This is a genomic window from Microvirga sp. HBU67558, assembly GCF_018069605.1.
GTDB classification, from domain to species: Bacteria; Pseudomonadota; Alphaproteobacteria; order Rhizobiales; family Beijerinckiaceae; genus Microvirga; species Microvirga terrae.
The window spans coordinates 1-11278 of record NZ_JAGPUP010000430.1; the positions used below are offsets into that span (position 1 = coordinate 1).

The 11278-nt window shown below is 62.6% G+C and carries 10 protein-coding genes and 2 pseudogenes; 7 read left to right on the forward strand and 5 right to left on the reverse strand.

The features are described from left to right. On the forward strand, positions 1-467 hold a 467-nt coding region (locus tag KBI52_RS04380; RefSeq protein WP_210805610.1), incomplete at its 5' end, for a transposase. Between the two features lie 535 nt (positions 468-1002). Here the strand turns inward: KBI52_RS04380 and KBI52_RS33925 are convergent. Further along, positions 1003-1173, reverse strand: coding sequence for an integrase core domain-containing protein (locus KBI52_RS33925; RefSeq protein ID WP_210805612.1), 171 nt, complete (start codon positions 1171-1173; stop codon positions 1003-1005). Between the two features lie 78 nt (positions 1174-1251). On the opposite strand from KBI52_RS33925, the gene KBI52_RS04390 reads away from it, so the two are divergent. Together KBI52_RS04390 and KBI52_RS04395 are read left to right on the forward strand one after the other, a co-directional pair. Next, positions 1252-2346: an IS1595 family transposase gene (locus KBI52_RS04390; protein WP_210805614.1), complete on the forward strand. Its 1095-nt coding sequence runs from the start codon at positions 1252-1254 to the stop codon at positions 2344-2346. Positions 2347-2737: 391 nt separating this feature from the next. Then, complete coding sequence (locus tag KBI52_RS04395; protein WP_210805616.1) at positions 2738-3187, forward strand: nuclear transport factor 2 family protein; 450 nt, start codon at positions 2738-2740, stop codon at positions 3185-3187. Between the two features lie 26 nt (positions 3188-3213). Here the strand turns inward: KBI52_RS04395 and KBI52_RS04400 are convergent. From KBI52_RS04400 to KBI52_RS04415, 4 genes and pseudogenes are all read right to left on the reverse strand, one after another. Continuing rightward, a pseudogene (locus tag KBI52_RS04400) lies at positions 3214-4022 on the reverse strand (aminoglycoside phosphotransferase family protein). 270 nt (positions 4023-4292) lie between these two features. Further along, positions 4293-4545, reverse strand: a pseudogene (locus KBI52_RS04405) (AbrB family transcriptional regulator). 83 nt (positions 4546-4628) lie between these two features. After that, positions 4629-4943, reverse strand: a complete 315-nt coding sequence (locus tag KBI52_RS04410; RefSeq protein WP_210805618.1) for a type II toxin-antitoxin system RelE/ParE family toxin — start codon at positions 4941-4943, stop codon at positions 4629-4631. Between the two features lie 6 nt (positions 4944-4949). Next, a complete protein-coding gene (locus tag KBI52_RS04415; RefSeq protein ID WP_210805620.1) occupies positions 4950-5204 on the reverse strand; it encodes a transcriptional regulator in 255 nt (84 codons plus the stop codon). 965 nt (positions 5205-6169) lie between these two features. Here KBI52_RS04415 and KBI52_RS04420 point away from each other — a divergent pair. From KBI52_RS04420 to KBI52_RS04435, 4 genes are all read left to right on the forward strand, one after another. Next, positions 6170-7252 (forward strand): hypothetical protein, encoded by a 1083-nt coding sequence (locus KBI52_RS04420; protein WP_210805622.1) that lies wholly within the window; start codon positions 6170-6172, stop codon positions 7250-7252. A gap of 156 nt (positions 7253-7408) precedes the next feature. After that, complete coding sequence (locus KBI52_RS04425) at positions 7409-8044, forward strand: glutathione S-transferase N-terminal domain-containing protein (protein WP_210805624.1); 636 nt, start codon at positions 7409-7411, stop codon at positions 8042-8044. A gap of 9 nt (positions 8045-8053) precedes the next feature. After that, positions 8054-8935, forward strand: coding sequence for an alpha/beta hydrolase (locus tag KBI52_RS04430; protein ID WP_210805626.1), 882 nt, complete (start codon positions 8054-8056; stop codon positions 8933-8935). A 220-nt stretch (positions 8936-9155) separates the two neighbouring features. After that, positions 9156-11075 (forward strand): transglycosylase domain-containing protein, encoded by a 1920-nt coding sequence (locus KBI52_RS04435; protein ID WP_210805628.1) that lies wholly within the window; start codon positions 9156-9158, stop codon positions 11073-11075. The last annotated feature ends 203 nt before the right edge of the window (positions 11076-11278 follow it).

Below are 11278 nucleotides of genomic sequence, written 5' to 3' on the forward strand. Positions count from 1 at the left end.
CGAACCAGGTCACTCATGTCTACAGCGAGAAGAAGAACACGGTCGAGATGATCCGGCTGATCGAGGCTCTCGCCTCGAAATATGCAGCCTATCATAGGCTCTACCTGTCTTGGGACGCGGCTTCATGGCACTCCTCGAACCGGCTCAAGGACTGGCTGACCAACCACAATGCTGCCGCTCAGGTCGGTAGAGGTCCGCAGATCGAAGTGGTGCCGCTGCCCTCCTGTGCTCCTTTCCTGAATGTCATCGAAGCGGTCTTCAGTGGCATGGCACGCGCCGTGATCCACAACAGCAACTACCGATCTGCGGAGGAGGCTCAGGCGGCAATCGACCGGTACTTGGCTGAACGAAATGCTCATTTTCAGGGCAATCCGGAGCGTGCGGGGGAGTGGGTGTGGGGGCTCGAGCGACAGCCCGCTGTGTTCTCGGAAGCCAACAACTGCAAAGATCCCGCCTATCGTCGATGATGCAAGTCGGGGTATCATGCTTGGTATAGCTGCCGGAGGTGTTCCTGTGACTCATGAGCGTGAACGGCTTATCCGGCGAGCGGTCGAACGGGCCATCGGGTCACTTACGGATGGCCAAAGGACGGTTGGCACTGGAGGATTGTTCGAGCTTGCCTATCCAATCGTGGCGTCAGACGTTCCAAGCGCTTCCTCGGAGGAGATCAAGGCTGCGTTCGCCTCGGTATGGGGCATCCATTCTACGGATAGGGCTCTGTACGAACAGGTGCTTGCCGTCTGCGACAGGCACTCACCCCGTAAGGACGAAACTATCGAGCAAGTTCTCCAACGGGCTTCAAGAGGTCGTGACGTGGAAGCAACGTACCTCCTTGCCTTGGTGAGGAGCACTCGCTGACCGCAAATTTTGGACAGTTCGGCGGTCGATGTTTGAGCCTGGCACCCGCCGGGTGAGGGTCAAATGTCCGCTCAGATGTAGTAGTCGGCATTTGATCTGACATTCGGCGTCGGAGAGTGATCGGGTTGAGCCTGTCCGGCAGGATCAGGCTGCAATCATCTTCTCCTTTGCCAGCGGCATGCCATCCACGAAGGTTTGCATCGGAGTCTTGCCAAAACACCACCGCCCCTGGTGCGGCCGCTCCTCATTATAACTACGAACCCAAGCATCAAGATCAGTCTGGAGTTCGCCGATCGAGCCATAGATCTTCGGCATTATCAACCAAAGACAGCTTTTCCTTTGCAGCGAAGCTTTTGCGTGAGATTCTGATCCCGTAATCGACAGGAGGTCGGAATGGATCTTTCTGTACGCGAGGTGCTGTCGAGGATCACCACCGTTCCCGACATGATTAGTGCCTTCCACAACGAGAGCCATTGCCGGCGATTGCTTGAGGCGATGGTGTGGCCGAACGGGCGAGTTTGCCCGGCCTGCGGCTATCGCCACTCCATCGCATTGATGGGCCGAGAGAACGGGAAGCGAGCCCGAGCTGGGCTTTACCAATGCTCGAACGGCACCTGCCGGTTTCAGTTCACTGTCACAACACGAACACCCCTGCATGCGACGAAGCTTCCACCTCGGGTCTGGCTCTCCGGCCTCTGGCTGATGCTACATTCGGACAACGGTATTTCTTCCATCCGATTGGAGGAAGCGCTTGGTGTCAGCGAGCCGACGGCTTGGCGAATGGATCATGCCCTACGCCTGATGGTCGGACGCGAGCAGGCTCTGGATGATGTTGTAGAGATCGACGGCCTGGACATCGGTGGCAAGCCGCGGCGGGAGAAGAACTATTCTCCACTAGGACGAGGACGCAAAGGTGAGCCGAAAACCTTGAAAACGCCGGCACTTGTGGCCGTGCAACGGCCGCCGGATGTGGGTGTCGGGACGCCGTCTAGGGAGGTTCGGGCGGCCGTGATTGAGGATCTCTCTGAGTCCGAAGCGGACCGGGTTCTCACCGAGACTGTCGATCCGAAGGCTCATCTGATGAGTGATGAATGGAAGGCCTTCGTCTCAATTGGCACCGCGTTTGCGGCTCATGACACCGTCCACCATAAGGCTCGTGAATATGCTCGCGGTCCGGTTCACATCAATTCAGCGGAGGGCTTCAATGACCGGGTGCGCTGTACCGTCTCGGGCGTATTCCACCACATCGGCCCGCACCACGCGGATCTCTACTTCAACGAGATCGGCTTTCGCTGGTCGCAGCGGGTAGTCAGGGGCCAGGCGCCGCGACGCACACGCAACGGACGGCCAGTGACCAAGACCTTGTGGGCGCGAATACCGCCTGCTCTGCAGCTCCCGGCAGTCTTCCGCTTCGCCGTTGGACGCGAGATGCGCCGAACGAAGGCCGGCGGGATCGACCTTCTCTCGAAGGTAGCTGGCTTTGGTTGATAAAGCCGGCGCTCAATCAGGAACGGATCTTGCGCTGGCCCGATGTCGCTGGGCAACCTCAGCGGACCGGTGACCAGACCAGACATTGACGAGTTCCTGAATGGCCTTCCAGATCAGGAAATGGCGTATCTGGTGGTCGAGGCCACACGGGTTGTGAAGCGCCGGCTCGCCCGAGGGCAGGGGAGGGGGCTTCGGACCAAGGGGTCCGGCATGGGAAAGGCGCCTCTCGATGAGGCCATCCGTCGGGTCGCCGGTGAGTCGACAGAATTCGAGGATCCTGGCGAGACGTGGTGAGCCATGCTCGGGGGGAGTGTGGACGGGCTTCGTGAGGGAGAATACCATTCCGGAAGTGAGATCTGCCAGCGGGCAGAGCGGATCACAGGATGCGGCCATGGCCCACGGGAGCATCACGGACGAGGAGCTTGCCGAACTCGTACAGCGCACGGAGGAAGCCACGTCGGCCTTCATGCGCGGAGACATGAACCGGTACCTCGCACTCACGCCCCATGCGCCAGGGTTCATGCTGATGAACCCCTTCGGCGGAGAGCCCACCCGGTATGAGAACCGAAGCGTGAGCCTGCTCAAGGCCGCTGACTACTTCAAAGCCGGCGAGGCACGGTTGGACGTGGTGCAAACCTACGCCTCGGGAGACCTTGTCGTTCTCGTCATGATCGAGCGACAGCACGGGGAGGTGGGTGGTCTGCCGGACCAGGAATGGCCGCTGCGGGTCACCCAAATCTACCGCCGGGATGGATCCGAATGGCAGCTGCTGTATCGACATGCCGACCCATTGGTTCATCGCATCAGCCTAGGCCAAGCGGCCAAGCTCGCCCGCGGGTGACCCCGCGGTGGATCCTCGTGTGGTAATCAGCCTTTGAGGGCAGCTAGCGCCATTTCAGCCACCTGGAGCTCGATCCCGGGGTCGAGGTTATCGCCGATCTGCCAGACGGCAGACAATCCGGCCCAGGCGAGGATCCAGAGAAGCAGGCGCCGGACCTCGAGGTTCGCCGCCTCGCTGACGATCGTGAGCCGCTGGGCGAAAATCTCGAGCCGGCGGGCGATGGTCAGATGGGGCAGGCCGAGGTCCGGGTCGCAGAAGAGAATGGTGTACTCGAAGGCCCGCTCTCCGATCACCCGCTTCGGGTCGATGGCGACCCAGCCCCGCTCCCCAAAATCCAAGATGTTCTCGTGGTGCAGGTCGGCATGGAGGGGCACGATCTCCCGCTGCGACGCCAGCACGTCGGCGGCCGCGTTGGCGGCGTGGACCAGAATGCCGCCCTGCGCCCGCGCCGCCGGGGCGAGGGCCTCGAACCAAGTGGTCAGCGGCACCAGACTGGGGGGGAGGGCTTTCGCGGGGCGTGCAACTGGCGGGCGACGTCGCAGATGATCCGGGTGGCCGCCTCGTCCCGACCGTCCTTGGCGAGACGGACCAGAGATCGAGAGCCAGTCGCGCGCTCGAGCAGGACCGCGCCATCGTCGAAGGCCAGCACCCGGGCAGCGCCGGTCCCCACCCACCAGCGCATGAGCAGATGGCCGTGCCTTTCGTCGGCGTCACCGGTGACCTTCAGCATCGCCGGTTGCCCCTGCGACAGGACCGGCAGAAGCCGGCTGGTGCGGGTGACGATGAGGTCTCCGGTGGCGACCAGGCCCCATTGGCGCAGGTAAGGCTCGAGCATGGGTGGGTCATAACATGCCGCAAGGGGCGACCGCACCGTCCGGGCGCTTGGGAATGTGGCGGGAGGTTGCCCGCGTGGCCTCGTCTGAGACAGCGGCCAGGGTCCTTACGGCGTCCGGACCTTCACCTCGCTGACCCGGTTGGCGGCTTTGGCAAAGCTCCGGTCGAAGCCGACGAAGGCGGTACATCCCGCCGCCTTCACCAAGTGGCTCTTGCCTGCGGTGATTGCTCAGGATGATCGCTCGTCTGGTAGCGAGCGATCAGATTGGTATCAATCGCGAGCATGGCGCCGCTTGGCCTCGGCCACGATGCTGGCGTCCATGTCCTCGAGGATCCTGGGCGGGCCCTGAGAGGGCAGGGAGCCGAATACGTCCTCTGGCCAGGTCGCGGCAAACACAGGGGCTGCTTTCCAGGACACCTTCCGGCGTCTCCTCGACGACCAGCCGGGTTCCGGCCGCCCAGTGCCGGCGCGGCCGGATCGATTCGGGCAAGGTCACCAGACCTTTCGTGGACACAACCGTCATGCGGCGCTCGGCTTTTGTCGTCGGAGCCTGCCAGGGAAGGTTAGACACTGGTAAGCTAAACAGGCCGCGCTGACGCGAAGGGTCTACAATCCAAAGTCGTCCCGAAATCGATCAATCTGATGCATGCGTTCATGCAGGATTGTCACGATGCCGATGTCGCCATTGCTGAGCTTGCGCCAGTAAACGAAGTGCCGTTCATATCGGAAGAAATAACCGTCAATCCCAAACTCGGCCGGAATCGGGCGAGAGAGCACCGCGTGCGTGTCAATCTTGGCAAAGGCGGCGAACAGTCCGGTGATATACCGCTCAGCCTGTTCTGCCCCCCATTGGTCGCGTGTGTAGCGGTAGATTTCGTCGAGGCGATGAGAGGCCGCCTCCTGGACCCGGACCGAGGCCATGCCGCACTACGCTTTGTTGCGTGCGATGACGTCGGCAGCCGTGAGCGCTTGGTAGGAGGCTTCGGGAGCGGCAAAGGCCAGTGCTAGCTCCGCTTTCAGCCGCTCGAAAGCTTCGTGCTCGACCCGCTCCTTGTCGCGGCGGATCAAATCGCGGACGTACTCACTGACATTCTCGTAGGATCCGGTCTCGCTGACATTGGCCGCGACGAACTCGCTCAATGCTCCACTGAGTCGGACTGTCATTGTCGTGGTGCGGGACATTAAGGAGCCTCCCTGGACTGCGATGTCTTCAATATAATCAAAAATGAATACAGAACAAGGCCTGGAGGTGATCTGCCCCACCTTCTGGAGAGGCCGGACAGCGCAAGGTGGGATCCCGATGGAGCATTGAGATAGGATGGATCGGTAATCGGTCGCGCGAGACCGAAAGCGGAGGGGGAGGGCGCTTTGGCTGCCCCGGATCCTGGCGTGGCCAACGCCAACCAGCCGGTAGAGGCCGCCCTGAGGTTTCCTCCTCACGGCTATGGTCCCTTTGCCAAGGCATTGGACCCAGCCCGATCCCTGCTGCGGTTCAGGTGCGGCCCTGGGATCGACACCGATGACGGGTCTTGCTCGGGCACGGCCTTGGCCGCAGCGAAAAGCCGTCGCATGGCGCACATCCAGGCAGGAAGTAACCCAAACTGCGGTCAAAATTGCCCCAAAAGCCTCCGAGCCGCATTGGTATCGATAAGCGACAGTTATCGATACCAATCTCATCAATGAGGCGTCCCTAAAACAAGCCGTAGCTAACCGTCATTATCTTCTTCGTTGCTCATCAATTCCTTTAATATCAAGTAGTTAGTATCTTAAGGAGTAGAGCGCCAGGATAAGCGGAGCCGAACGGGAGTATGCTTCAGGCCGCTTGGATGGCGAGGTCGACGGCGGGATCTTCGGCCGATCCCCGTTCACCCCTAAACGGTCGCGAAACCGGCGATAAACGATAGCCCGAGCGTCTGGCAGTCCATGAGCGGGCCCAGCGGCACGGATGGCGCCATGCGGCTCAATCGCAGCGAAGGCAACAACGACAACGGGCGCACACCACGTGCTCGCCTCTCAAACCATCAGTCGGGCAAGCCGAGGGGGAGTACCACAGAGTAGTATAAGCTGGCACAAGCATCGTTGGACCGCTCCATGGCCTACGGGGCAGAATGCTCTACCTTCCTCTCGTCACCCCTGCGATCTCGGCGATGACAGCTTCCGCTCACATCTACCTAGACCTCGTACGCAGGGCACTGAACCTCGCCGGGGAGGAGCTTCGAAGTCACCGGGTGATCGGTGAGATCATGGTCCATGAGCGAAGCGTCATCCTGGTCTGCTACAGCTGGGCCGACGATCGCACCCGGATCGAGGCGGACATTGCCCTCGAGGGCAGGGGCGGGATCGTCCGGCAAGCGGTCGTGGGCGCGGGACGAAGTGTCGGGCTCCCTAACGACTGGGTCGAGGACATCCTGCCCGCCGCCTTTGGTCACGGACCATCGGCATCGGCCAGGTTCCCGACGGGACTGTACCCGTCCTGGGAGCGCCCTGGGCTTCGGGTTCTCGCCGCCCCGGCCAACCTGCTTGTCCCGATGACGTTCCTGGCCTCGCTTCGCCTGAGAGACGACATCGGCTACGACGCCCTTGAACCTGCCATCCGGATCGCGGCTCAGGCCGGCATCAAGCGTGCCGAGAGGCTGAGGCGCCTCGTCGCTCCTTACCTCGAGAGGAGAGCCAAGGAGGACGGCGAGCTCGCTCGCACCCTTGAGAAGAGGCTGTCCCAGTTCGAGTATGCGCTTGATCGTTTTGGCTGCGGGTTGGTGTTGAACGCGACCCCGAAGTCCCTGGCCGATGTCGCCGCACTGGCGGGGGAGGATGGCGACTGCTTTGGCTTGGCCTCAGGTGAGTTCCAGCAGGCGTTCTATGTGGAAAAGGACAAGGCAGTTCAACAGGCGATGCTCGATCCGGTGCCTTCCCCGACTGGAGATCCGAAGGATGATGCGTGGCTCGGAGCGATTGGCGAGCACCTGGCCCAGCGCTGGGGGCTCGAGGCGCCGCCCTGGACCCAAGAGGCGGCCTTCATGGGCGGACAGAGGCCGTATTTCTGGCCAGACGAGACGCTGGCGCGCGACATTCAGATCGTCGAGACGCCCCCGGCCTTTCGGAGACGGCTGCTGTTCACGTATGCGGAGCCGCTGATGAACGCCAAGTTCCCCAATGACCGGAGGTCAGAATGCCATTCTGGCAATGAGGGGGCAGCGCCCCAGCTATCACCTGAGATGCTGCTGCGCTGACATGCTGAAGGGCAGGCCCTATCCCATTCCAGGCCACGCCCAAGACTGATGCCCTGATCGGGTCCAGCTGTCGCACCTAGGGCATCGTCTAACGCGGGTCGGCTGCTATCTCTTAGATCTTAGAGCCTTATCAGCCCTTCCTGCTCAGGAGCCGCCATGATCACGCTTTACACTTGGACCACGCCGAACGGCCGCAAGGTGCCCATCATGCTGGAGGAGACTGGCCTTGCTTACCAAGTGCGGCCGGTCAATCTCGGGAGCAACGAGCAGTTCTCGCCCGACTTCCTGGCGATCTCGCCCAACAACAAGATCCCGGCCATTGTCGATGACGAGGCAGAGGGTGGCCCGCTCACCCTCTTTGAGAGCGGCGCCATCCTGACCTACCTCGCTGAGAAAACCGGCCACTTTCTCGCCCCTTCAGGGCCGGCTCGGTACAGGGCGCTGGAATGGACCTACTGGCAGGTCGGCGGCCAAGGGCCCATGCTCGGTCAGCTCGGCTTCTTTGCCAAACGCTCGGACGAGAAGGCGCCGCTGGCGATCAGGCGCTTTACCGATGAGGCCGATCGCCTGCTCACTGTCATGGAGCGGCGTCTGGCTGAGGTCCCGTACCTGGCCGGCGACACGTACACGATCGCCGACATTGCAGCCTACCCGTGGACAGTGGCGGCCACCACGTTCCTGAAGGATGTCCTGACCGACAGCCTTGCCACCAAGCCATCACTCCACCGTTGGCTCAAGGAGGTCGGAGAGCGCCCCGCAGTCCAACGCGGTATGGCAGTGCCGAAGCTCTGAGGCTGGCCCGTGGCATGGCAATCCTCTCGTCCTATAGTCCGATTGCTCCTCTTTCTCGCCTCCGCGGTGCTCGCCCTGTATGTCTGCGCCCTCGCCGTGCTGTTCGTGAACCAGCGCAGCCTGGTGTATCCAGCCTCCGACCGGCGCAGCACCGCCGCCGAGGCAGGGCTGTCCGGCTTCCAGGATCTGGTCCTTCAGACACCCGATGGCGAACGGCTTGTGGCCTGGTGGAAACCGCCGCAGTCGGGCAAGGCGCTGATCCTGTACTTCCATGGCAACGGTGGCAGCCTCTGGAACGGGCGCTTGCGCGCTCAGGCCCTGACAGCCTCCGGGCGTGGGCTGCTCATGGTCAGCTACCGCGGCTATTCCGGCTCGACCGGCTCGCCCACAGAGGCGGGTCTGCACACCGATGCTCGCATGGCCTATGACTGGATGCGGCAATCTTATGAGACCTCGCGCCTGGTCGCCTATGGCGAGTCCCTCGGCACGGGAGTGGCGGTGCGCTTGGCCAGCGAGCAGGCGCTAGCTGGCCTGATCCTTGACGCGCCCTACACCTCCACTGCCGATGTGGCCAGCCTCACCTACTGGTATGTGCCCGTCTCCTGGTTGATGCTCGACCAGTTCCGCTCGCTCGACATCATCCACAAGGTCAAGGCGCCGATCCTGATCCTGCACGGCACGGATGATAGCACCATCCCGTTCGCCTTCGGCGAGCGGCTGTATGTGGCTGCTCCCGAGCCGAAGCGCTTCATCCGCATCGAGGGCGGGAGCCACACCCGGAACCTGGAGCAGGGTGGGATGGCGGCGGTGGAGGAATTCCTCACGGCCGTCGAAGACCATCTGCCTGAGCGCTCCTCCGACAGTGCGGTCACATCACCTCAGCAGCCATAAACCCGATCAGTCCCGCGACAGCTTGGCAGCATCAGGGCGAGGGCTGAGACGTCTAGCACACGATCCGGTTGTGCTGAGGCTGGCGAGCCCATAGGGTCGAACCTCTCTAGGCCGATGCCGCCTAAAAGCTTGACCTTAACAGCATACCAGTTTCAGCCATAATCCTCATGTTTGTTGAAGGTCCTGGCGCCGAATCGGTCGGCGCCCCATAGGGCCTCCAATGACCCGCGCTCTGGCTCTTGCCACTGCTCTTCTGTTCACCAGCCTCTCCCACGCACCGACCGCACAAGCCGCAGACCCGGTTCACTTCTGGGATCTCCAACCGCGATCGCTCCGCCTTCTCGTTTCCTCCCCACAGGTGATGGTCACCCGCACCAGGACGGGATGGGATGCCTATTGCCGCTGCCCTGTGGTTCTCGCTCCGTCGGAAATCCCCGCGGTGATGAAGAAGGCCATCGTGGCAGTCGAGGACAAGCGCTACTTCGAGCACAGTGGCGTGGATGTGATCTCGCTTCTGTCGGTACTCAAAGGAGGTCTCGGCCGGGGTGGCAGCACGATCCCGATGCAGTTCCTCAAGAATTTGGTCTTCCACGATCTCAGAGCGAGCGATGTGCTCAGCCGCCTCGAGCGCAAAGGGGCGGAGGTCTGGTACGCCGGCCTCTTCGACGAGGCCGTCGGCAAGGAGGAACTCCTGGCGGCCTACCTCAACCAGATCGAGTTCGGCGGGCGCGACATTGTCGGGCTCTACCGGGCGAGCCGGCACTACTTCCGCAAAGAGCCCAAGGATCTGACGCTGTACGAGGCCGCGCTGCTGGCCGGCATGGTCAAGGCGCCTGCCCGGCTCAATCCGATCCGTGAGCAGACCCGGGAGCGGGCACATGAGCGCGCGCTTCTTGTCCTGAAGCTCATGAGCGAGCAGGGCCTGATCAGCGACAAGGAGCGCCGTCAGGCTGAAAGAGCAGGGATCCGCCCTGGCCTGCTGCCGGAGTTCAAGATCCAGCCGCAGGCCTTCACCGAATGGGTGGTGGAGACCTGGGGGGACAAGTACGTGCAGCCGGGCGAGACGGTCCGGTTCTTCGTCACCTTGAACCCGCGCATCCAGAACATGGCGGAGCAGCAGCTCAGCAGGCTCGTCAAGGACGGGGCTGTCCCGCCCGCCTATGACGCCGGTGCGGTGATGATGGCGCCGAACGGACGTGTCCAGGCGATGGTCGGTTCCATCAATTGGGCTCAGCGACAATTCAACAATGCCGTGAAGGCTCGTGTGCAGACCGGTTCGACGGCGAAGCTGCCGCTGCTGATTGCCGCCTGCGAGGCCGGCAAGCTCCCTGAAAGTCGTATCCTCGATCAGCCGGTCACAGGCAACTGGCCTTCGAACGGCGCACTGGGCTACCGCGGCTGGACGACGCTGAAGGAGGCGATGGCCGCGTCACGCAATGCCGCGGCGGTGCGGTTGGCGCGAGAGATCGGAGCCGACACCCTCGCGGACGTCAGCCGACGCATCGGCATCGATCCTGGGCCGACGGATGATCCAAGCTTCATCCTCGGCTCTTACTCGAGCAATGTCATGACCATGACGGCAGCCTACGCGTCGGTGGCCAATGGCGGCTACCAGGTCACCCCGTCGGGAGTGCTCGCGGTGGTCGATGGGCGAGGCCAGGTCAGGGCTGACTTTCTGACGACCATGCGCAAGAGGGTCATCCCGGAGGAGTGTGTCGAGCCGACACAGGAGGTTCTTCGCGAGGTGGTTCAGAACGGAACCGGCCGCGCGGCACGGTTAAGAGACTGGACAACCTACGGCAAGACCGGGACGTCTACCGGGAACACCGATGCCTGGTTTATCGGCTGGAGCGAGCAGCGGGTGCTCGGGATCTGGATGGGCCGGCGGCACGGCGAGACCGGCCCCGCTCTGGCCGGCGCGGGTGCCCCTGCGGCCTACTTCGGGCGAGTTGCCAATGCGGTGAATGAATGGATCGACCAGCAACAGAAACGTGAGGAGCAACGACTGGCGAGCGCGCGGACCAAGCGGCCCGCTGAACCGGGAAAGATGGCTGACTGGTTCTCTGAGCTCCGGCCGTCCGTGGCCCTCCCGAAGGGGCCATCGGCCCATGATCCTGTTCCAGGAGGGAAAAGGACGTGAGCCCGTCAGGCCTCGACAGGGAGCGCGCATGACGACGATAGCACAAAGCCTTTGTGCGGCTGCGTTCGTGGGCTTGTGCCTGTCCTTACCGGCCGTCGCGGCCGAGCCGGAGAGTTGCCCGGGATTGATCGCCTCACGTGTCAACGCCGGTTGAATTCTGACCCGCTTCGAGCGAGGGCGCCGATTCAAATCTGACCCACCCA